Origin of the sequence: Corallococcus macrosporus DSM 14697 (genome assembly GCF_002305895.1) — a bacterium.
Lineage (GTDB): Bacteria > Myxococcota > Myxococcia > Myxococcales > Myxococcaceae > Myxococcus > Myxococcus macrosporus.
The window spans coordinates 6,201,604-6,224,751 of the sequence record NZ_CP022203.1; the positions used below are offsets into that span (position 1 = coordinate 6,201,604).

Below are 23,148 nucleotides of genomic sequence, written 5' to 3' on the forward strand. Positions count from 1 at the left end.
CTCAGGGGCGCAGGAACCACGCCACGGCCAGGCCGAGATACGTTCCCAACGCGAACCCCATGATGCCTGTCGTGACACCAGACACCATCAGCTCCCTGTTACGCAAAGCACGCGCCACCGGTCCGATGAAGGCCGGCCCGAAAATGGTCGCTGTCGATGTGATGAGCACTGTATCAGCATCGATTCGAAACAGGGCCCCCAGGCAGAAGTGGAGCAGGACGGCCAGCGCCAGGACCGCCGCGCAGCAGGCGAAGACGAAGAGCCCCGCCGCCTGCAACCGGCTCGCGTCCGCCAGCGTGCCCACCGCCACGCAGAAGACGAGCAAGGCGTAGTCCCCCAGCGCGTAGCTCCCCGGCAGCGTGCGCACCGAGGGCCGGAACGAGGCCGCCAGCGACAGCGTGGTGATGAGCAGCAGCACCACCGTCACCTCCAGCCGGCCCAGCAGCGCCAGGGAGCCCCCCGCGGACACGCCCGCCACCGCCACCGCCAGCAGCAGGGACAGCACGCCGCCGCGCACCTGGGCCCAGGTGAGCCTCGACGGCGCGCCCTCCTCGCGCGCCTCCGCGTCCTCCCACGCCGTGGCGTTCTGGAAGCGCGGGAGGACGAGGAGCGCCAGCCGCTGCGCCACCGTCATCAGGAAGAGCAGGTACACCGCGCCCACGACGATGTCCGCCGTGTTGAGGAGCACGAAGGTCTCCTCGCGCACGCCCAGCGCCAGCCCCACCGCGTTCATGTTGGCGGTGCCGCCCGTGAAGACGCCCGTCAACATGCCCGCCATCTTCCACCACTCGTCCGAACGCTCCGCCACGGCGAAGCCCACCAGCGCGGCGCTCACCATGGCGGAGACACACGCCAGCACGAAGGACAGCAGCGTGGTGCGCGCCAGCCGCATCCACCGGGGCATGTCGGTGGTGAAGAGCAGCAGCGGGATGGCCAGCGGCACGGCGGCCTCGCTCACCGACAGGCTCACTCCCGAGGTGAGCCCCAGGCCCGGCACGTTGGCCAGCAGGATGCCCGCCGCGTAGCACGCCACCACCGGGCCCACCCAGGCCACGGGCTTCACGTGACGCGCCGCCAGCAGGGCGAGGCCGGGGATGCCCACCAGGAGAAGCACCTGGATGAGGGGCATCATTCGTAGATGGCGTCCATGAACTGGCGGATGAAGTCAGCGGCCTCGCGGCGGTCGGGCATGGCGCCCAACATGCCGTACATGGCCGCGCTGCCCTCGGGCGCGGGCTCACCCTTGGCCAGGCTGGCGGCGCACTCGCGCAGGTCCGCGAGGAAAGGCTCCGCCACCTTCGCGTGCGCGGGCGTCACCATCAGGTGCAGCGCGGGCGGGCCCATCTGCCGGTCCAGCTTCCAGCCGCGCGCCTCCATCGCGTCGCCCAGGGCGTAGATGTCCAGGGAGTCCGACGAGAAGGCGAACACGCTGAGCTTCGGCGACCCCAGGAGCTTCAACCCGGGCACCGCGGCGATGCCCTCGCGCAGCGTGCGCGCGGTGTCCAGCACCGTGCCCGCCAGCTTCAGGTAGCCCTCTTCCCCCAGGTACTTGAGGATGGCCCACGCCGCGGCGATGGCGCCGCCCGGCCGCGTGCCCGCCATGGACGGCGAGGCGTAGATGCCGCCACACCAGTCCGCGTAGGTGAAGAACTGATAGCGGCGCAGCTCCGCCGTCCGGTACAGCACCAGCGACGCGCCCTTGGCCGCGTAGCCGTACTTGTGCAGGTCCGCCGACAGGCTCGTGACGCCCGGCACGGCGAAGTCGAACGGGGGGACGTCGTGGCCCAGGCGGCGGGCGAAGGGCAGCAGGAAGCCGCCGAGGCACGCGTCCACGTGGAAGAGGACCCCCTTCTCCTGGGCCATGGCGGCCAGCTCGACAATGGGGTCCACCACGCCGTGCGGATAGGCGGGGGCGGAGCCCACCACCAGCACCGTGTTGGGCCCCACCGCGGCGCGCATCGCGTCCACGTCCGCGCGGAAGTCCGCGGCCAGCGGCACGTTGACGGGCTTCACGCCGAAGTAGTGCGCGGCCTTCTGGAAGGCCGGGTGGACGGAGGCCGGCAGCACCAGCTCCGGCGCGGTGATGCCCTTCTCCGCGCGCGCGAAGTCACGCGCCGTCTTCACGGCCATGAGGATGGACTCGGTGCCACCGGACGTCATCGTGCCCGCGGCCGTCTCGCCCTGGAACAGCTCCGCGGCGATGGCCAGCACCTCCGATTCGAAGGTGCGCAGGCTGGGGAACGCCAGCGGGCTCAGGCCGTTCTCCGACATGAACTCCGTATACGCGTCCGCGAGCAGCCGGCGGATGTCCTCACCGGCGTTGTATACGAGGCTCCACGTCCGGCCTTCCCGCCAGTTGGCGTCATCCGCTCGCATTTCACGCATCTTCGCGAGCACGTCCTGGTGGCTCATTCCCTGAGAGGTCAGACGGGGCGTCTTCGGCATCACGGCTCCTGTGGTGGGGTCTGGAGTGGCCCGGGAGTGAAGACTCGCCTACTCCGCGTCGAAGTAAACCCCTCTCGGCCACCGGGCCCCCGAGAAAGCCAGGCGCGCATGCGCCGCTTGTGAATCCACGTCCCGCGGGTGCGGCGCCGAGGAACCAGAGGCCGTCGGCGGAAGTCAGGCGCCGGTCGCACGGGATTCGCGTCGTGACGCCACGTCAGCGCCAGGATGCGCCAAGGGCAGACACCCGCTGTCCGTGAAACACCGCGGACCCGGCGCGCGAGGAGGCGTGCCGGGTCCGTGGGCCTTGCCTACTCCGGAGGTCCGCGCCGGGGCGGCGGCGCGTGCTTCATCCGCGCATATTCCTCGTCGGTGAAGACGCGGCTGCGGGTGATGAAGCGCACCCCCAGCGGGGACTCCAGGCTGAAGCCCGCGCCCCGCCCCTTCACCACGTCCAGGGTGAGGTGGGTGTGCTGCCAGTACTCGAACTGCGCGCCGCCGATGTAGACGGGGCAGCCCTCCACCTCGCCCAGGAGGACGTCTCGCTGGCCCACGCGGAAGTCCCCCACGGGGTAGCACATGGGCGCGCTGCCGTCGCAGCAGCCACCCGACTGGTGGAACATCAGCGGCCCGTGCGTGGCGCGGAGCTGGCGGATGACGGCGGCGGCTTCGGGCGTCACGTCCACCCGGGCCACCGCCGTGGCGCCCTCCTGTCCGCCCGTGCCGGGGCCGGCACCGGCGCCGCTCATCAGAAGAAGCCCATGGCCTTGGGGCTGTAGCTGACCAGCAGGTTCTTCGTCTGCTGGTAGTGGTCCAGCATCTTCCGGTGGTTCTCCCGCCCGATGCCCGACTGCTTGTAGCCGCCGAACGCCGCGTGCGCGGGGTAGATGTGGTAGCAGTTGGTCCACACGCGGCCCGCCTCGATGGCGCGGCCCGCGCGGTAGGCGGTGTTGCCATCGCGCGTCCACACGCCAGCGCCCAGGCCGTACAGCGTGTCGTTGGCCTGGCGCATGGCGTCGTCGAAGTCCTTGAACGTCGTCACGCTCACCACGGGGCCGAAGATCTCCTCCTGGAAGACGCGCATCCGGTTGTGGCCCTGGAACACCGTGGGCGCCACGTAGTAGCCGTCCTTCAGGTCGCCGGACAGCGCCACGCGCTCGCCGCCGGTGAGGACCTTGGCGCCCTCCTTCTTGCCGATGTCGATGTAGCTGAGGATCTTCTCCAACTGGTCGTTGGAGGCCTGGGCGCCTACCTGGGTGTCGGTGTCCAGCGGGTTGCCCGGCGTCACCTTGCGGACGCGGTCGATGGCCTTCTCGATGAACTGGCCGTAGATGCGCTCGCTGATGAGGGAGCGCGACGGGCAGGTGCAGACCTCGCCCTGGTTCAGCGCGAACATGGCGAAGCCCTCCAGCGACTTGTCGAGGAAGTCGTCGTCCCGCGCCATCACGTCTTCGAAGAAGATGTTGGGGCTCTTGCCGCCCAGCTCCAGCGTGACGGGGATGAGGTTCTCACTGGCGTACTGCATGATGAGCCGGCCCGTGCTCGTCTCGCCGGTGAAGGCCACCTTGGCGATGCGCGGGCTGCTGGCCAGCGGCTTGCCCGCCTCGACGCCGAAGCCGTTGACGACGTTCAGCACGCCTTCGGGCAGCAGGTCGCCGACGAGCTCGGTCCACAGCAGGATGCTGGAGGGCGTCTGCTCCGCGGGCTTGAGGACCACGCAGTTGCCCGCCGCCAGCGCCGGGGCCAGCTTCCACGCCGCCATCAGCAGCGGGAAGTTCCAGGGGATGATTTGACCCACGACGCCCAGCGGCTCGTGGAAGTGGTAGGCGACGGTGTCGTGGTCCAGCTCGCTCACGCCGCCCTCCTGCGCGCGGATGCACCCGGCGAAGTAGCGGAAGTGGTCGATGGCCAGCGGGAGGTCCGCGGCCAGCGTCTCGCGGATGGGCTTGCCGTTGTCCCACGTCTCCGCGACGGCGAGCATCTCCAGGTTCTGCTCCATCCGGTCGGCGATCTTGTTGAGGATGTTCGCCCGGACGGTCGGCGAGGTGCGACCCCACGACAGGCGCGCCGCGTGCGCCGCGTCCAGGGCCTTCTCGATGTCCTCCGCCGTGGAGCGGGCCACTTCACAGAAGGGCTTGCCCGTCACCGGGCTGATGTTCTCGAAGTACTGACCGCGCGTGGGCTCGACCCAGCGCCCGCCGATGAAGTTCTGGTAGCGGGACTTGAACTGCACCTTGGAGCCAGGCTGATTGGGGGCGGCGTAGATCACTGCGCTCTCCTTCGGTTGGGGGAACGACGGCACGCAACTGCGCCCCCCAGAGCAGCGCGCGTGCCAGCCCACGCGTCCGTCGACGTCGCGGCGCGTCGTGTCCCGCTCCGCGACACCTGTCCGGACACGCGTGGCGCGGAGCGCGACACGTGTCGCGACGCGGACACCGCGTTCTCCAGTGGACGTTCAGCCGCGCGAGGGCAGCGTGATGCCGAAGCGCTCCGCCATCCGGTAGAGCGTGCTGCGCGCGATGCCCAGGTGCCGCGCGGCCTGGGCCACGTTGCCGCCGCTGAGCGCCAGGGCCTCCTGGATGGCGCGGGCCTCCAGCTCGCGGAGCGGGCGGGCGGCGGCGCTCATGCCCGGCTCGCGCGGTGCGCTGAGAGCCGGCGGCGTCACGAGCGGCGTCGGTGCGGGCTCCGCCTGGGCGACGGCGGGCACGGGCACGCTTCCCAGAATCGGCGGCAGTGCCTCGACCTCCAGCACGGGCGCGCCCCCAGCCCGCACGAGCGCCAGACGCAGCACCGTCTTCAGCTCCCGCACGTTGCCGGGCCAGCGGTGGGCGGCGAGCCGTGCGAGCACGGCGGCGGAGAGGCCCGGTGTGGCCACGCCCTCCTCCTCCGCGAGCCGGGCCAGGAGCGCCTGGGCCAGCTCGGGCAGGTCCGTGCGCTCGCGCAGCGGTGGCAGCCGCAGCACCGCGCCCTGGAGGCGGAAGTACAGGTCGGAGCGGAACGTGCCCGCGCGCACCGCGGCGTCGAGGTCCCGGCAGGTGGCGCCCACCAGGCGGAAGCGGGTGCGCCGCATGCGCGACTCCCCCACCCGCGAGTAGGAGCCGTCCTCCAGCACCCGCAGCAGCAGCACCTGGAGCGCGGGCGGCATCTCCACCAGCTCGTCGAGGAAGAGCGTGCCGCCGTCCGCGGCCGCGAGCTTCCCCTCCGCGCCGCCCACGCGCGCGCCCGTGAAGGCCCCCGGCGCGTGGCCGAACAGCTCGCTCTCCAGCAACGCGGGTGAGAGCGCGCCGCAGTTCACCGCCACGAAGGGGCCCGTGGCGACCGCGCTGGCGGCATGCAGGGCCCGCGCGAGCAGCTCCTTGCCCGTGCCCGTCTCCGACAGGAGCAGCACCGGCAGGCTCGTGGGCGCGAAGCGCTCCGCCTCCCGCAGCGTGGCCCGGTGCCGCGGGTCATCGCCCTTGAGCGCCGCCCACGGCTCCGGAGGCGCCACGGTGTCCGCCGGCCCAGGGCCCCTGGTTGGCGAACGTGGCGCGCCGCCCGAGCGCTCCTGAGCCGCGCGCGCTGGGGCCTCCGGGCGGGGGGGCATTCCCCAGGACGACGAGGACGCGGGGGTGGGCGCAGCCGACGGCGCCGCGTCCAGGGACTCGGCGCCGGCCACGGGCTCCAGCCGGGCCGCGTGCCCCGCCCGGGCGCCGAGCGGCTCCAGCCGCACCAGCACCGCGAGCGCGGAGCCGCCCTCCGCCGTGCGCACCGCCTCCGAGTGGACGCGCCACGCCGGCCCCTGGGCGGGGCCGCGCGTCTCCAGCGCCACCCCACGCAGCGCCGCGTCCGTCAGCGCGCGCCACGACACGCCAAGCGCCGACTCCACGGACATGGGCCCCTGCGCGCCGAGCAACGCGCGCGCGGCGGCGTTGACGCGGCTCACCCGCCCCATCGGCTCGACGACGAGCACCGGGCCGTCCTCGCGCGACAGCCGCGACTCCAGCCCGCCCCGCGCCGCCGCGGCCACCCGGGCCCAGGCGACCTCGCGCAGCCGGGCCTCGGCGGCGTGGGCCACGCTGGCCACCGCCACCAGCACCAGCGGGTCCGCCGCGCCCGCCGGGCCCGTGACGTCCAGCACGGCCACCAGCGCGCCAAAGGGGTCATGGACCGGCGCCGCGTAGCAGACGAGTCCATGGTGACGCTGCGCGTAGTGCGCCGGGCCCACCACCGCGACGGCCGACGACTCCGCCAGCGCGGTGCCAATGGCGTTCGTCCCGCGCGAGGCCTCGTCCCAGCAGGCCCCCTCCACCAGGCGCACGTAGTCCGCGTGGTGGGTGAAGTCCCCGCCCGAGCTGCGCATCGCCAGGATGACGCCCTCACGGTCCGCCAGCAGCGCCACCCGGCCGGAAGGCAGGGGCGCCGCCGACAGCATCTCCAGCATGCCACCCAGCTCGTCCCAGACCGGCTCCAGCCGCGCGCGGCGCTCCACGAGCGCCAGGCCGCCCACGCTGGGCCCCTCGTCCGGCTGCCCGGTGCTGGGGGCGCCCAGCGACCGCGAGCGCTGCCAGCGCGGCAGGATGGAGCGCAGCTCCGGGCGCAGCCCCGCCTCCCCGTCGAGCGCACCGACGAGGAACTGCTCCCATAGGAGCGGCGAAGCGCTGAGCGTAAGCGTCCCCAAGGACCTTGAATCTTGGTGGAATCCCGGTGGCGACAACAACGGGGGACCGGCCCAGTGTTTCTGGCCCAACCTGACGCAGCGCATCCAAGAGGCCCACAAGGCCCCCGGCCCCACCTTCAGCGTCCGGTGCCCGCACCCCGCCTGACACGTCATTGACGCGTCCGAAGGCAGCCGGAAACGGCGCTGACACGTCAACGGCAGGGGCCCGGACCCAACCCACCCCACGGGTCCCTCTCACACACCTCACGGGTTTTTCCGGGGACAAACGTGGCGCGTTGCGTGCAAAACACCCCGCGTCTCAAGCAGTGCGACACCCGCGTGCGCTGTTCCGGCGACACGTTGAGGGGGAGGAACCCTTGTCATCACACATGCATCACCCATGGCTTGGAGGTCTGGCCATCCTCTGGGCGGTCACGGCCCAGGCCCAGGCGCAGCCCATCCCCGGCATCGAGCTGGAGCGGCTGCAGCTCAACCCCGGCGCGCGTGACAGCCTGGTGCTGTCCACCGGCGACCTCATGTCCCGCGGCGAGTACCGCCTCGGCTTCACCGGACACTATGAGAAGGAGCCCCTGGTGCTCGTCTCCGGTGGAGCGCGGCAGGGTGTCATCGTCTCCGACCGCGTGACGGTCCACCTGAGCGGCGCCTACGCCCTCACCGACTGGCTGGAGCTCGGCGCGCAGGTGCCCATCGTGTCCCAGTGGGGACCGGACACCGCGAGCCTGGGCGTCTCCACGCCGTCCACCAGCGCGCTGGGCACCCCGTGGCTCCAGGCGCGCGCGGGCATCCTCTCCGAGCAGCGCGGCGGGCCGCTGGATGTGGGCCTGCACCTGGGCGCGGCCCTGCCCTTCGGCAGCACGGAGACGCTCACCCGGGACCAGGGCTTCGTCTTCTCGCCCCGGCTCGGCCTGGGCAAGCAGCTCGGCGGCTCGTGGCGCGTGGGCGCCGACGTGGGCGCGCTGGTGCGGACCAAGACGTACGCGCTGTCCCCCGACACGCAGCCGACCCTGGATGAGCTGGGCACGGAGCTGAACGGCGGCGTCAACCTGTCCGCGGGCCTGGCCGGCTTCCGTCAGGAGCTGGTGGTGCGCGGCACCCTGCCCGTGGCGAACGCGCCGGAGTCCATGGAGGTCCTGCTGGGCGTGCGCGTCCCCATGCCCGCGGGCACGGAGGTCTATGCCATGGGCGGCCCCGGCTTCGGCAGCACGCCGGGCACGCCGTCGTTCCGCGTGCTCGCCGGCCTCACCTTCGGCACCCCCACCTCCACGCCCAACGCCTGTGTGGAGGGTCAGCCGCATGACCCGGCCCGCTGTCCGGACTTCGACCTGGACGGCGACGGCATCATGAACGCGGCCGACCAGTGCCCCACCGCGGAGGGCCTGTCGGAGCTGCAAGGCTGCCCGGACCAGGACGACGACGGCGACGGCCTGCTCAACCTGGCGGACCGCTGCCCGAAGGAGGCGGAGAACTTCAACGGCTTCGAGGACCACGACGGCTGCCCGGATGACCCGGACACCGACGGGGACGGCGTCGCCGACTCCCTGGACACGTGCCCCGCCCAGGCCGAGGACAAGGACGGCTTCCAGGACGAGGACGGCTGCCCCGACCCGGACAATGACGGCGACGGCGTGGCCGACGCCACCGACCGCTGCCCCAACGAGGCCGGCCCCCGGGAGAACCGCGGCTGCCCGGACAAGGACACCGACGGAGACGGCCTCGTCGACCGGCTGGACAACTGCCCCGCCGAGCCCGGCCCGGCGAAGAACCACGGCTGCAAGGAGAAGCAGCTCGCGCAGATTGGCGAGAACCGCATCCAGCTCCTCGAGGCCGTCTACTTCGAGAACAACAAGGACGTCATCATCGCGCGCAGCAACAAGCTGCTCGACACGGTGGCCAACATCCTCAACGCCCACCCGGAAGTGGAGAAGGTGCTTGTCGAGGGCCACACCGACAACCGCGGCAACGAGGACTACAACCTGGACCTGTCCCAGCGCCGCGCCGACGCCGTCGTGCGCTACCTGGTGGAGAAGGGCGTGGCCCGGGAGCGCCTGGAGTCCAAGGGCTTTGGTCCGACGCAGCCCATCGCGGACAACGCCACCACCCAGGGCCGCGCGAAGAACCGCCGCGTGGAGTTCAAGATCGTCGGCGACGCCGAGGGCGTGCAGACCCAGCAGGGCGAGCCCTCGCCCGACACCCACTGAGAAGCGAGGCAGACATCCCCATGAAAACGCGTGTTTTCTTCAAGACGGCGGCGCTCTGTCTCGCGCTGCTCTCATCCCTGAGCGGCTGTGAATCGGGCGGCGCCCGCACGGCCGCGGCCCCCACCGAGCCCGTGCTCGTCAGCCAGGCCGCCTCCCTCGTGGGAGACGGCCGGCTGGAGCCCGGCGAGGAATGTGACGACGGCAACACCACCAGCGGCGACGGCTGCTCCGCCACCGGCGCCATCGAGGCCGGCTACCTGTGCCACGTGCCCGGGCGGCCCTGCTCGCTGGCGAGCCTGTGCGGCAACGGCACCGTCAACTCCGGCGAGGCGTGCGACGGCGACGGCTCCGACTGCACCGCGGACTGCGACCTGTCCCTGTGCGGCAACGGCGTGTTCGACAACCGCTCCCACCCGTCCTACGCGCAGGAGATCTGCGACGACGGCAACCGCTTCGAGGGCGACGGCTGCAGCCGCCTGTGCGAAGTGGAGTCCGGCTTCGCCTGCGCCGGCAGCCCCAGCCGCTGCGTGCGCGCGGGCGTGACGGTCTTCAACACCGGCGTGGACGAGCACAACCGCCGGCTGGAGGCCGAGGTCGCCGTCGATCCGCACTGGTTCTACAGCGGCACCACCACGGGCGCGGCCACCGGTCCCCGGGACGCCAATGACTGGCCGCAGGAGATCCAGACGGCCCGCTTCATGGCGGCGCCGCTGGGCGAGCCCGTCTGCGTGTACCAGGACTTCATGGTGCCCTCGACGACCAACATCGCGCAGTTCCGCCTGCGGCTGGCCACCTTCAACGACAACGACTTCGCCAGCGCGAGCGTGAACGGGCAGGACTTCATGCCCACTGTCGTCAACGATCCGGCGGGCCAGCCCTGGCAGAAGAACATCTTCCGCGAGTTCGGCGCCAACGCGCCGTGGCGAGAGGGCCTCAACCGCATCGAGCTGTGCAACGAGAACGAGGCCACCGAGCCCAACGCCTTCCGCTACCTGTTCGTGGACGCCTATGACGACCGCTGCGGCGACGGCGCGGTGTCCCTGCGCGAGGAGTGCGACGACAACAACACCACCGACGGTGACGGCTGCTCCGCCACCTGCGGCATCGAGGCGGGCTACGGCTGCACCGGCCAGCCCAGCACCTGCGCCCAGACGTGTGGCAACGGCACGCTGAACCCGGGTGAGCAGTGCGACGACGGCAACGCCTCGGCGGGCGACGGCTGCAACGCGAGCTGCCGCGTGGAGGCCGGCTACGCCTGCCCCACCCCGGGCCAGGCCTGCCTGATGACCTGCGGCAACGGGGCCATCGACCCGGGCGAGCAGTGCGATGACGGCAACGCCTTCGACTCGGACGGCTGCTCCGCTTCGTGCCGCGTCGAGCGCGGCTACGAGTGCCAGGGTGCCCCGTCCACCTGCGCGCCCCTGTGTGGCAACGGCACGTTGGACGCGGGTGAGCTGTGCGACGACGGCAACACCGCCCTGGGCGACGGCTGCACCAACGCCTGCACCCTGGAGCTGGGCTACGCCTGCCCCACCCCGGGCCAGGCCTGCGTCCAAACGTGTGGCAACGGCAACGTGGATCCGGGCGAGCAGTGCGATGACGGCAACCTGAGCTCGCAGGACGGCTGCGGCACCGAGTGCCGCGTGGAGGAGGGTTACGCGTGCAGCGCGCCCGCCACCGGCCCGTCCGTGTGCGTGCAGAGCTGCGGCAACGGCGCGTTGGACCCGAACGAGGCGTGCGACGACGCCAACACCACCAGCGGCGACGGCTGCACCTCCGGCTGCCGCGTGGAGGCGGGCTACGCGTGCAGCGGCGCGCCCAGCGCCTGCGCCACCCTCTGCGGCGACGGCATCCGCGCGGGCACGGAGACGTGCGACGACGGCAACACCACCAACGGCGATGGCTGCTCCAACACCTGCGGCGTGGAGCCGGGCTGGAGCTGCCCCGGCGCGGGCACCGTGTGCTTCAACACCTGCGGCAACGGCACGGTGGACAGCGGCGAGACCTGCGATGACGGCAACGCCGACGCGGGCGACGGCTGCAGCGGCTCCTGCCGCGTGGAGAACGGCTATACGTGCAGCGGCGCGCCCAGCGTCTGCGCCACCACCTGCGGCGACGGCACCCGTGCCGGCAACGAGGTGTGCGACGACGGCAACCTCAACAACGGCGACGGCTGCTCCTCGCGCTGCCTCCTGGAGGACGGCCAGCCCTGCAACGCGTCCGGCGTCTGCGAGAGCGGCATCTGCAACCCCGACACCAACACCTGCATCAGCCCCAACGCCTGCGGCAACGGCATCCTGGACGAGGGGGAGCTGTGCGACGACGGCGACACCACGGCGGGCGACGGGTGCTCCAACACCTGCGCCATCGAGGACGGCTTCGGCTGCACCGGCATCCCGTCGGTGTGCGCGGTGACGTGTGGTGACGGCATCCAGGCGGACAGCGAGGCCTGCGATGACGGCAACACCACCCCCGGGGACGGCTGCTCGGCCACGTGCACCGTGGAGGCGGGCGCCGCCTGCCAGACGGCGGACGTGCGGGAGTTCATCACCCGCCAGGGCAACACGGACTGCACGCAGGTGACGGACATCGACGCGCCCGTCCTGCCCGACGCGGCCATCCAGGCCGCGCTGGGCGTGCCGGGCCGCTACCGCATCCGCTACGTCTCCGGCGCGGTGAGCTACTCGGGCGGCGTCAACTGGCGCCCCGGCGTCATCGGCGTCAGCGCCAACGCGGGCGCGCAGGTGCAGGGCTTCTCGCTGGGCTACACGGCGGGCTCCGGCGCGGCCACGCGCGCCGAGGCCCTTCCGCTGGGCTTCCCCCTGTCCCGAGACTTCACGGCGGCCACGGGTGACGTGCGCATCGCGCTCATCGACCTGGACTGCGACCAGGCCAACAACTCCGACACGGCGGTGACCTACCGCGTGGACGCGCTGTCCATCTGCCAGACGGCCCCCGTCATCACGTCCCCGACGCCGGGCGGCACCGCCGGCGAGGAAGTCACGGGCACCGCCACGCCGGGCGCCACCGTGGACGTGTACCTGGACGGCGACACCACGCCGGTGTGCACCGTCGTCGCCGACGAGACGGGCGACTGGAGCTGCGCGCTGCCAGAGGACCTGGAGGAAGGGCCGCACACGGCCGTCGTCACCTCCACCTACCCGGGCGCGCCGCAGACGACCACGACGGTGGACTTCGTCGTCGACCCCACCCCGGCCGCGCCCCCGGTCATCACCGGCCCCACGCCGGACGCCGTGCTGGACACGCAGACGCCCGTGCTGAGCGGCACGGCGGCGCCCGGTGACGAGGTGACGGTGTACGAGGGCGGCACCGTCCTCTGCACCGCCACGGCCGACGCGGCGGGCAACTGGAGCTGCACGCCCACCACGCCGATGGCCGAGGGCCCGCACACGGTGACGGCCACGGCCACGCCGCCCGGCGGCAGCCCCAGCCCCACCTCCACGCCCGTCTCGTTCACCATCACCCTGGGCACCACGGAGGCGCCGGTCATCACCGGGCCCGCCGACGGCGCGGTGCTCGACACGCCGACGCCGCCCCTGAGCGGCACGGCGACGCCCGGTGACGAGGTGACGGTGTACGAGGGTGACACGGTGCTCTGCACCGCCACCACCAACGACCTGGGCGTGTGGAGCTGCACGCCGACCCAGCCGCTGGAGGATGGCCCGCACACCATCACCGCCACCGCCACCGACAGCGAGGGCCGCACCAGCGAGCCCTCCGCGCCTGGCGCGTTCATCATCGACACGCAGGCGCCGGACACGTACCTCCCGAGCACGCCGCCCTCGCGCGGTGGCAACCGGACGGCCACCTTCGACTACGGCTCCTCCGAGGAGGACGTCACCTACGAGTGCAGCCTGGACGGGGGCGCCTTCGAGCCCTGCCGGGACAGCTATGACGTGGGCGAGGGACAGCACACCCTGCGCGTGCGGGCCACGGACCGCGCGGGCAACGTGGACAGCACCCCCGCGGAGTACACGTGGGTGGTGGAGCTCACCCGCGCCTTCGCCGGTGGCGGCTGCAGCACGGCGCCCGCCACGTCCTGGCTGGCGCTGCTCGGCCTGCTGGGCCTGCGGCGGAGGAAGCGCGGCTAGGGGCTGACCGCGACACCCTTCCGCCGGGAGGTCCCCCCCTCAGAGGCCGCTCCGCCGGCCTCGTGGGCCTCCCGGCGGAGTCTCCCCCTGCCACGCGCCAGCCCGTATGCTGGGGCCGTGCACGTGGCAGGGCGATTGAATGAGACGTATGAGGAGGAGCTCCTCCTCGCGATGGACGAAGGGTTGCTCTCCGGCGAGGAGGCGGCGGCCCTGCGCGAGGAAGCGCTCCGCCTGCGGCGTGGCCCCCTGGAGCTGCTGCGGGAGCGAGGCCGGCTGTCCGAGGACTCGATGCTGGCGCTCCGCGAGGAGCTCGCCGCCGAGAGCACGGACCCGGGCGCCGCCCGTCCCCTCGAGGCCGCCACGCTGACGCCCGTCACGCCGGGCGTGGCCCCGCCCCCCGCCGCCGAGCCGGACGGCCCCACCTTCCCGGTGCCGGACTGGGACCGCTACCAGCCGGTGCGCTTCCTGGGCCAGGGCGGCATGGGCCGGGTGTTCCTGGCGTATGACCCCATGCTCCGCCGCAACGTGGCGCTGAAGTTCGTGCGCGGGGACGACCCGGAGCTGGCCCGGCGCTTCCTCTCCGAGGCCCGCGCCCAGGCCCGCGTCCGGCATGAGCGGGTGTGCGAGGTGTACGAGGTCGGCGAGGTGCGCGGCCGGGGCTACATCGCCATGCGCTACGTGGACGGACAGCCGCTGGGGCAGCTCGCGCGCTCGCTCACGCTGGAGCAGAAGGTGGTGGTGCTGCGCCAGGCCGCCGAGGGCGTGCACGCCGCCCACGGCGCGGGCCTCATCCACCGCGACATCAAGCCAGGCAACATCCTGGTGGAGCGCACCGAGGACGGCGGGCTGGCCCCCTTCGTCATGGACTTCGGCCTGGCGCGCGACTGGCGCGAGGACGGCGCCGCGCCCAACGCCGTGCAGGGCACCCCGCGCTACATGGCCCCGGAGCAGGCGCGCGGCGAGGTGTCCCGCCTGGACCGGCGCGCGGACGTCTACAGCCTGGGCGCCACGCTCTACTCGCTGCTCACCGGCCGGCCGCCCTTCACCGGCGCCACCGAGGCGGAGGTCATCACCCGGCTCCAGCACGAGGAGCCGGCGCCGCCGCGCGCGCTCGACGCCGACATCCCGTCGGACCTGGAGGCCATCGTCCTCAAGTGCCTGGAGAAGCAGCGGCCCGCCCGCTACGACTCGGCGCGGGCGCTGGCGGAGGACCTGCAGCGGTTCCTCGACGGCGAGCCCGTCCTGGCGCGCCAGGGCCTGGGCTACCGCCTGCGCCGCAAGGCCCGCAAGCACCGGGTGGCGCTGACGCTGGGCTCGGCGGCGCTGACGGTGGTGCTGCTGGCGCTCATCCAGACGGCCATCGCCCGCGGCGAGGTGGCCGAGCGCGAGCGCCTCACGCGCCGCTTCACCGAACGGGTGGAGCGCATCGAGGCCTCGGCGCGCTACTCCGCCCTCTCACGCCTGCACGACACCCGCGAGGACCGGCGCGAGCTGCGCGCCAGCATGGACGCGCTGGAGGCCGAGGTGCGCGAGGCCGGCCCCCACGCGCTGGGCCCCGGCCAGTACGCCCTGGGCCGCGCGCTGCTCGTGCTGGATGACCGGGACGCCGCACGGAAACGCCTGGAGGCCGCGTGGGCCCAGGGCTACCGCGAGCCCCGGGTGGCCTGGGCCCTGGCGCAGGTGCTGGGAGACCTCTACCAGGAGCGGCTGCTGCTGGACGTGGAGCGCCGCAGCCCGGAGCAGCGCGAGCTGCGCCGCAAGGAGCTGGAGCAGGACTACCGGGACCCGGCGCTGGCCTACCTGCGCCAGGCGGAAGGCCCGGACGTCCCCGTCCCGCCGCTGTACGTGAAGGCGCTCTTCGCCTTCTACGAGGGCCGCCACGAAGAGGCGCTGACGCACCTGGAGGCCATGGGCCGCGCGCAGCCCTGGTTCTACGAGGCGCCGCTGCTGCAAGGCGACGTGCTCCTGGCCCGGGCCACGCAGCGCTGGCACCAGGGTGACAAGGCCGGCTCGCAGGAGGACCTGGACGCGGGCCGCCGCGCGTATACGGCGGCCATCGCCACCGCGGAGAGCCAGCCCACCGGGCACTACGTCCTGGCGCGCCTGGAGCTGGCCGCGCTGGTGATGGAGCTGTACGGCGAAGGCAACGTGCTGCCCTACTACGAGCGCGGCGTGGAGGCGGCGACCCGCGCGCTCACCGCCGCGCCGGACCACCACCGCGCGCTCGTCGTCCTCTCCCGCCTGCACCGCCGGCTCGCGGAGCAGCGCACCAGCCAGGGCCGCCAGGACGCGGAGCCGCTGCTGGAGAAGTCCATCCACGCCGCGCGCGAGGCCCTGGCCCTGGCTCCGCCGGCAGACCGCGTCGCGCTGGAGCTGGCCATCACCCACCGGCTCTGGGCCCGCTACCTGCAGGAGCGCGGGCAGGACCCGGGCGAGCAGCTCCGCCTGTCGATTGAAGCCTTCGAGCGCCTGCGCCCCGAGGAGCGCGACTACGCCTTCCACGCCAACCTGGGGCTGACGTACCAGGTGTGGGCGGACGCGGAGGCGGAGCGCGGCGTGGACCCGCTGGCGCACCAGGGCAAGGCCATTGACGCGTACCTCGCCGCCATCCGCGTGCGGGAGCACCAGGCGGACGCGTGGATCAACCTGGGCAACGCGCTGAGAAGGCGCGCCTCCACGCCGGGCGCCACGGACGCCGCGGGGGACCTGACGCGGGCCCGCGACGCGCTCGCGAAGGCGCTGGCCTTGAACCCCGGCAACGTCGTGGCGTGCTTCCGGGGCGCCGAAATCTCCGAGCAGCTCGCCCGCTGGCGCTGGAGCCACGGCGAGCCCCATGAAGCGGACCTGGAGCATGCGCTGTCCCTGTTCCGCCAGGGGCTGGACATCAACGCGAAGCTGCCCCCGCTGCACAACGGCCTGGGCGCGGCGCTGCTGTGGCATGCGGAGCAGCGCTGGGAGGAAGGCGGCGACACCGCGCCGCTGCTCGAACAGGCCCAGGCGGCCTTCGAGGAGGCGCGGCGGCTGGCGCCCAAGCAGGCCTATGCCCACAACAACCTGGGCGAGGTGTGGCTGCGGCGAGCCACCATCCAGGCCGCGCGCGGGGAGGACCCGCGCCCCAGCGGCCGCGCCGCCGTTGAGGCCTACCAACAGGCCCTCTCGCTCCAGGAAGGAGACGCCGACCTCTGGGCCAACCTGGGACGTGCCCAGACGCTGCTGGCCACCTGGCGCCTGGAGCGCGGCGGAGCCCCTGGCCAGGCGCTGTCCCGGGCCGAGGCGTCCCTGGCGCGCGCCAGCTCGCTGAACGCACGCCAGGCCCACATCTGGCGCAACCTGGGCGAGCTGCGGGCCCTCCAAGCGCGGTGGCTGGCGCGGCGCGACACCGTGAAGGACGCGGACTTCGAAGCCGCGGCCGAGGCGTTCCAGCAGGCCCTGACGCTGGCGCCCCGGCGCCACGACTTCCGGCTGGAGGCCGCGCGCTTCCAGCTCGCCTGGGCCGAGTGGCGGCAGCGCGCGGGCATGGACTCGGCCCCCCCCCTGGCGCGCGGCCTGACGCTCGTCGAGGAGGTCCTGGCCGTCCGTCCCGGGTGGGCCCGTGCCCTGGCGCTTCGCGGCGGCCTGCGGGTGGCGCTGGCGGAAACGCCCGCCGCCCTGGAGCAGCGGCAGGCGTGGCGCGCCGAGGGGCAGGAGGCGCTGCGGCAGGCGTTGGCCCGCAACCCCCTGCTGGAATCCGAATGGAGGAGCCGGCTCGTCACGGCCCACGAGCCATGGGCCGGCCCTCCCCTGCCCTGAGACGGCGCGGGACTCAGGCCTCTGGCGGGTCCGTCGTCACGTCCAGGTTCCCGTTCTTCGTCTCCAGCTCGCTGCCATGGTGCGACGAGCCGGACCCGCCGGGGACATTCACCGTGAACGGATACGTGCCGACCGCGGCCCCTTCGGAGACGGCGTCGTCCTTCGCCTCCTTCAGGTTGGAGGAGTTGTCCAGGGAGATGGACGCCGTGCTGTCCAGGCACGTGGGCGGGTACACCGTCGCGTTGGTGACGCCGGTCGACGTGTCGATCCAGAAACGGACGGTATCCCCGTGCCGGACCTTGTTGTTGGGGATGTAGCTCAGGTCCCCCGACTTCTTGATGACGACGGTGACGATGGCCATGGGCCGTGGCTCCTGTGCCCCGCTGGGGCGTGTGATGAATGACTGACGGCTGTGATTTGCAGACACCGTACCAGACAGGTCTGCTGGGCTGGGCCTCCAAGGAAACCCATCCGGTTCCATTCGCCGAAGGCGCGTGGACACGTCAGCCGAACCCACCCGGTCCGGTTTGACGTGTCAGCCCAGGCTACCCACCACTGAGGCCCAGCTCCCGCACGCGGCGCTGGAGCGCGCGCTTGGAGACCTCCAGCCGCTGCACCATCCGGTCGAGGTCCCCTTCACACTCGTGGAAGCAGCGGGTGATCTCCTCCGGGCTCAAGTCGCGCGCGGTGCGCAGGAGCGAGCTCTTGTCGATGAGGACGTAGACGGAGGGCCGGGGAATGCCCAGCCAGTCCGCGGTGGCCTTGAGGTCCCAGGAGCAGGCGCGCAGGGCCTCCAGCAGCTCCTGCTCGCTCACGTCCGCGGGCTTGCGGCGTGGCGCCTTCACACCGTCATCGTCCTCGGCGCGCTCCGTCAGCGGGCGCCCAGGCACCGGCTGCGCCTCCGCGTCCAGCAACTGCTCCAGCCGGGCGTCGGCGCGCAGCCCCGGCAGGCCCCGGTTGCCGATGACGAGCTGCCGGGTGACATTGCGCAACTGGCGGATGTTGCCGGCCCACCCATGGCGCACCAGCCGGACGGCCAGGGCCGCGGGCAGCCACGGCTCGGCGCGCGGGTCCGAGGCCGTGAGCTGGGCCCCCTCCCCCATGGCCTCCAGCTCCTGGCGGGCGAAGTGGTGGAAGAGCAGGCCAATGTCCTCGCGGCGCTCGCGCAGCGGCGGCACCAGGATTTCGAAGCCCGCCAGCCGGTGCAGCAGCGGCGCCTTGAAGGTGCGGTCCTGGATGCGCGCCTCCAGGTGCGCGTCCGTGGCGGAGACGAGCCGCACGTCGACGGGCACCGGCGTGTGGCCGCCCACCGGATAGATTTCGCCCGTCTCCAGCACCCGCAGCAGCGCGGCCTGCACCTCGGGCGGCGCCTCGCCCACCTCGTCGAGGAAGAGCGTGCCGCCCTCCGCGGCGCGGAAGAAGCCGTCCCTGTCCCGGCTGGCCCCCGTATAGGCCCCGCGCTGGGCGCCGAAGAGCTCCGCGGCGACCAGCTCCTTGGCGAGCGCCCCCAGGTTGACGCTGACGAAGGGCCCGGCGCGGCGGGGGCCGCTGGCGTGGATGGCGCGCGCCACCAGTTCCTTGCCCGTGCCCGTCTCACCGCGGATGAGCACCGGCACGGTGAGGTCCGCCACGCGGATGATGTCCTCCCGCACGCGGTGGATACCCTCGCCATGGCCGACGATGCCCTGGTCCAGCGCGCCCGGCTGCCGGAAGGACGACGCAAGATGGAGCAGCAGCACCACCCGGTCCGCGAGCACCAGCGGCACGCCGGCCGACAGCTCCTCGCGGGAGAACTCACGGCCGCCCTGGACGGCCTGGTCCGCCACGCGCACCTGCGTGCCGTCCTCCGGCACCAGCATGCGGAGGCCGCCGCGCGGGCCGGGCTCGAACTCCACCGGCTTGCGGCTGAGGAAGGGGTCGCCCAGGGGCAGCGCCATCAGCCCCCCGGGCCGGGAGAAGTCTGGCGCGTTGCGTGACAGCGCCGCCGTGCGGCCCTGCGACGCGAGCACCTCCAGGAGCAGCCGCTCCCCTATCCGCTGCGGCTGCGGATGGGACACGATCGTCAAGGCGGGCACGGAGAGCGCCACCGGGGTCTGCCCGGCCTGAGCGCGGCCCGCGGTGGTCGACATGTCTGCGGCGAGTTTCTGCTGCATGGGTATTCGCGTGAGTCCTGGGATACCCGTTCAGCCTACACCCCCGGACGCCCGCGCGTCGGGTTCATCCACCGGGGAAACGACGTGAGAATCCGGTGGGTTGGGGGAGCTGGCCGGTGCCAGGGGCGCGACCTGTCCTCCTCGCGCAGCCGCCAACCTCCGGACCCCCTATGGGCCACGTCTACATCCTCCGAGACTTCGCTTCCCCGCACGAGGGGCGCTCGCGCACCGTCCGCATCTACACACCGGATGCGGATGACGCCTCACCTGACAGGTCCTTCTCCGTCCTCGACATGCAGGACGGGCAGAACGTGTTCGCCCATCCGGAGTCCGCGCGCTTCGACACCTGGTGCGCCAACCTCACGAGCGAGCGCATCACGCAGGACGCGTACGCCCAGAAGAAGGCGGAGCGCCTCACACGATGGACGCGGCGGCCCGCTGCACCTGGGGCACGCCGGGCAGCGTGGGCGCCGGGTTGAGCGCCTGGACCAGCAGCGCGCGCAGCGCGTCCGCCAGGTCATCCCCCGAGCCTAGCGCCCCCGCCGGAGCCCCCTGCAGCGCCGCGGGGACCTCCGCGCCCACCACCACCACCGGCATCCGGACCTCCCAGGCCAGGTAGTGCGCGAGCCGCACGGAGGGCTCGGCCACGTCCATCAGCAGCGCGCCCATGGCGCCCGCCGTGAAGGGGCGCCAGAGCGGACGCGCCGCCTCCGCCGGAGGCAGCACGCAGAAGTCCAGGCGCAGCACCTCGCTGAGCACCAGCCGCCCCAGCGTGCCGAAGCCGCTCTTCACCGCGGTGGGCTCGGCGGACAGCGCCTCCATGCCGGGCATGCGCGAAAGGACCCGCCGGGCCGCGCCCGCGTTGCTGCCGCACACGAAGATCTTCGCGGTGGCCACCTTCGCCGGCGCCCGCGTGCGGAGGATGCGGCCGCGCAGCGCGTGGACCTCCGCCGCGCCCAGCAGCTCGCCGGACGTCGCCTCCACGCCGTCCCCGTCCGCGGCCCTCGCCACGCCCCGCTGCATCAGCGTGGTGAGGACGTTGAGCACTTCCAAATCCGTGGCCGGCGCCAGGTCCAGCACCTCGCCCAGGGCGCGCGGCTGGCGGATGAGGTCCACCACCTGCTGCGTCACCGGGTGCTGGTCCCCTTGCAGGTCCGCGTCCGGCGCCAGCATCAGCCGCGTGTGGCGCGGCGGCAGGCCGGGCATCAGCCGGTTCACCTCGTCCGACTGGCGCATGCCCTCCAGCAGCGCGTCATCCATGCCGCGGTTGATGCGCGGCTTCGCCACGTTTCCGCCCGGCGAGAAGGTGAACGTCCCATCCACCCACGCCAGCAGGCGGAACAGGGCCTTCTCCCCTTCCACGCGCCCCAGCTTCGCGTTCACGGGGCGGCCCTCGGCGACGGCGATCTCACCCCGGTCGTTGCCGCGCTCCAGCGTCAGCTTGCCGCTGCGCCGGTTCATGCCCAGCAACTGCATCAGGTCCGGGATGCTGAGCTGGCTGAGCGAGCCCTCGATTTCCTGCTGCTCGCTCTTGAGGTCCTTGGCCGCCTCGCTGCGGCGGAAGATGTGCTCGATGCGGCTGAGCACCTCGTCCAGGTTGAAGGGCTTGCGCAGGTAGCCGTCGCGCAGGCCGCGCAGCCGGTCCGACTCGAAGCTCGCGGTGGTGAGCACCACCGGGATGTCCTCGGTGCGCGGGTTGGTGCGCAGAATCTGGATGAAGGTGCGCGCGTCCAGCAGCCGGCAGGCCTCGTCGAACAGCGTGAGATCCGGGTGGCGCAGCACGGCCACCTCCAGCGCCCGCGAGCCGTCCGGCGCGTAGTGCACCTGGTAGCCCTTGGTGCGCAGCGCGCGCGACAGCGAACGCACGGACTCGAGGTCGGGGTCGGCGATGAGGATTTTCCGGACCGGGGCCACGGTGGCGCTCCGCTTCGTGTCAGTAGGGCTGCAGGTCGTATTCGGCCTGCAGCTTGGAGATGAGCCCGTCCACCACCGCGGTGTCCGAGGTGTGGAACCCCCACGTCGCCCCGTGGCCCCGCCGCTGGATGAGCGCGTAGGCCGCGCTCTCGGAGAGCCAGAGGATGAACTCGTGCCGCGCGATGCGGTCGTCTCCCTCCAGGAACACCGGCGTCAGCGCGGGGTGGGACTCCAGGTCCACCCGGCGGCCCAGCAGGTAGATGCGCGAGGCCAGGTCGGGAGGCGCGGACTCCAGCCCGGCGGCGATGTTCAGGTCGGTGCGGATCTCCGGCCCGCCCACGTACAAGAGGCCGCGCGAGCCCGGGTCTCGCAGCATCTCCCGGGCAATCTCCGCCTGGAGCTCGTCGAAGAGGACGTCGGACACCTTGCCCCGGCGGCTCGGCTCGGAGCGCTCGTCCACCGGCAGGCGGGGGCTGTTCGGCGTGCCCAGCAGCAGGTCCACCTCGTCCCAGAAGGGCAGCCCGTCCAGCATCAGCCGCCGCTGCAACGACGCGCGGCGCTCGTCCATGCGGCGGCGGCAGCGGTGCACCAGCTCGTCGAAGTCCTCGCCATCCTTGGGGAAGGTGCTGGCGCCGCCCACCATCATCAGGGGCAGCCGCTGCTCCACCTCCATGGCCTCGGGCTCCTCGCGCACGGCGGCCACCGCGCGGCGCACGAACATCAGCGCGCCGAAGAAGTCCGTCTCCGGCAGCAGGAGGTAGAACTCCTGGTCGCTCGCCTTCGCGATGACGTCCGAGTCGCGGATGATTTTACTGAGCGCCTTGATGATGCCGCGCACCGCCTTCTTCGCGTCCGCCGCGCCCTGGCGCACGCGCACCAGCGGCAGGTTGTCGATGGAGAAGGTCAGCAGGGAGAAGGTCCGCCCGTAGCGCCGGGCCTTGTAGATCTCCTTGGACGCGTAGTCGGTGAAGTAGCTGAGGTTGTACGCGGCCGTCTCGCGGTCCCTCAGGCCCAGGCGCTGGAGCGCGAGCATCTTCCGGCCGTTCTTCAGGCCCACCGCCGCGAAGTCCCCCAGCACGCGGGCATCGCGTGTGTGCTCGGGCCGGAAGTCTCCAGACAGCGGGTCGGAGAGCTGCGCCAGGCCGACGACTTCTCCCGACGCCACCAGGGGCACGTACATCACCGCCGAGCGCTCGTCGCGGGCCGTCCACGGCTGGGCCTCCCGCAGCCGCCCGGACAGCGGCCCCTCCGGGCTCATCTTCTCCGCGAGGAACTGCCGGTCCAGCAGCCCGCGGTAGGCGCGCAGCACCAGGTCGCCCCGGTCATCAATCACCCACAGCGCGGCGCTCTGCGCGTCGCAGACGGCCGCCAGCTCCGAGGTGAGCCGCTCCTGGAGCCACTCGAGGTCCGGATGGGACAAGAGCTCCAGGCAGCGCTGGTGCAGGTTGTGGAAGCGGGCGAACTCCAGGTTCTCATCGCGGAGCTGCGTGCGCTCGCGGCGCAGGGACGCGCGCTCCAGCGCCCGGTCCACGGCGAGCAGCATGTCGTTGGCGTCCACCGGCTTGGTGAGGCAGTCCGCCGCCCCCGAGCGGAGCGCCACCTCGGAGCCGCGGACGTCGGTCCGCTGGCTGACGAGGATGACCTCCTGGTCCGGGTCCCGCTCGCGCAGGCGCGCGGTGAGCGCGAAGCCGTCCACCCCCGGCATCACCACGTCGGTGATGACCAGGTCGAACGGGGTACGGGCCGCCTCTTCGAGCGCGAGCGTTGCGTTCTCCACGGTCACCACGCGATGCCCGCTACGGGTGAGCAAGTCGCTGGCGAGCTGACGGAAGAACAGGTCGTCGTCGACGACGAGGATGGGTCCGGCCACGGCGCGTTCTGAC

The 23,148-nt window shown here is 72.6% G+C and carries 12 protein-coding genes and 1 pseudogene; 4 read left to right on the forward strand and 9 right to left on the reverse strand.

The genetic code is table 11. The features are described 5' to 3' along the window. Nucleotide 1 precedes the first annotated feature (1 nt). From MYMAC_RS24750 to MYMAC_RS24770, 5 genes are all read right to left on the reverse strand, one after another. A complete protein-coding gene (locus MYMAC_RS24750; RefSeq protein ID WP_095959878.1) occupies nt 2-1,132 on the reverse strand; it encodes a DUF819 family protein in 1,131 nt (376 codons plus the stop codon). Continuing rightward, entirely contained in the window at nt 1,129-2,445 is a 1,317-nt protein-coding gene (locus MYMAC_RS24755; protein WP_095959879.1) for a pyridoxal phosphate-dependent decarboxylase family protein, read from the reverse strand. Before MYMAC_RS24755 ends, MYMAC_RS24750 begins: the two co-directional genes overlap by 4 nt. Before the next feature lie 308 nt (nt 2,446-2,753). Next, a complete protein-coding gene (locus tag MYMAC_RS24760) occupies nt 2,754-3,191 on the reverse strand; it encodes a DUF779 domain-containing protein (RefSeq protein WP_095959880.1) in 438 nt (145 codons plus the stop codon). Further along, nucleotides 3,191-4,711 (reverse strand): aldehyde dehydrogenase, encoded by a 1,521-nt coding sequence (gene adh, locus MYMAC_RS24765; protein ID WP_095959881.1) that lies wholly within the window; start codon nt 4,709-4,711, stop codon nt 3,191-3,193. Before adh ends, MYMAC_RS24760 begins: the two co-directional genes overlap by 1 nt. Nucleotides 4,712-4,897: 186 nt before the next feature. After that, nucleotides 4,898-7,099: a sigma-54-dependent Fis family transcriptional regulator gene (locus tag MYMAC_RS24770; RefSeq protein ID WP_095959882.1), complete on the reverse strand. Its 2,202-nt coding sequence runs from the start codon at nt 7,097-7,099 to the stop codon at nt 4,898-4,900. A 368-nt stretch (nt 7,100-7,467) separates the two neighbouring features. Here MYMAC_RS24770 and MYMAC_RS24775 point away from each other — a divergent pair, with 368 nt between their 5' ends. The 3 genes from MYMAC_RS24775 (at nt 7,468) to MYMAC_RS24785 (ending at nt 17,198) form a co-directional block, all read left to right on the forward strand. Next, nucleotides 7,468-9,297 (forward strand): OmpA family protein, encoded by a 1,830-nt coding sequence (locus MYMAC_RS24775; RefSeq protein ID WP_239988994.1) that lies wholly within the window; start codon nt 7,468-7,470, stop codon nt 9,295-9,297. Between the two features lie 20 nt (nt 9,298-9,317). Beyond that, complete coding sequence (locus MYMAC_RS24780; protein WP_095959884.1) at nt 9,318-13,409, forward strand: DUF4215 domain-containing protein; 4,092 nt, start codon at nt 9,318-9,320, stop codon at nt 13,407-13,409. A 117-nt stretch (nt 13,410-13,526) separates the two neighbouring features. Beyond that, entirely contained in the window at nt 13,527-17,198 is a 3,672-nt protein-coding gene (locus tag MYMAC_RS24785) for a serine/threonine-protein kinase (protein WP_095959885.1), read from the forward strand. A gap of 13 nt (nt 17,199-17,211) precedes the next feature. On the opposite strand, the gene MYMAC_RS24790 is transcribed toward MYMAC_RS24785, so the two are convergent. Next, nucleotides 17,212-17,559 (reverse strand): hypothetical protein, encoded by a 348-nt coding sequence (locus MYMAC_RS24790; RefSeq protein ID WP_170114768.1) that lies wholly within the window; start codon nt 17,557-17,559, stop codon nt 17,212-17,214. A gap of 184 nt (nt 17,560-17,743) precedes the next feature. Continuing rightward, nucleotides 17,744-19,351, reverse strand: coding sequence for a sigma 54-interacting transcriptional regulator (locus tag MYMAC_RS24795; RefSeq protein WP_095959887.1), 1,608 nt, complete (start codon nt 19,349-19,351; stop codon nt 17,744-17,746). 170 nt (nt 19,352-19,521) lie between these two features. Between MYMAC_RS24795 and MYMAC_RS24800 the strand changes: the two are divergent. Beyond that, nucleotides 19,522-19,725 (forward strand): annotated as a pseudogene (locus tag MYMAC_RS24800) (alpha/beta hydrolase); the annotation flags it as partial. A 40-nt stretch (nt 19,726-19,765) separates the two neighbouring features. On the opposite strand, the gene MYMAC_RS24805 reads toward MYMAC_RS24800, so the two are convergent. Next, nucleotides 19,766-21,265 (reverse strand): DUF4388 domain-containing protein, encoded by a 1,500-nt coding sequence (locus MYMAC_RS24805; protein ID WP_095959888.1) that lies wholly within the window; start codon nt 21,263-21,265, stop codon nt 19,766-19,768. Nucleotides 21,266-21,284: 19 nt separating this feature from the next. After that, nucleotides 21,285-23,135, reverse strand: coding sequence for a GGDEF domain-containing response regulator (locus MYMAC_RS24810; RefSeq protein ID WP_013941597.1), 1,851 nt, complete (start codon nt 23,133-23,135; stop codon nt 21,285-21,287). Between the last annotated feature and the right edge of the window lie 13 nt (nt 23,136-23,148).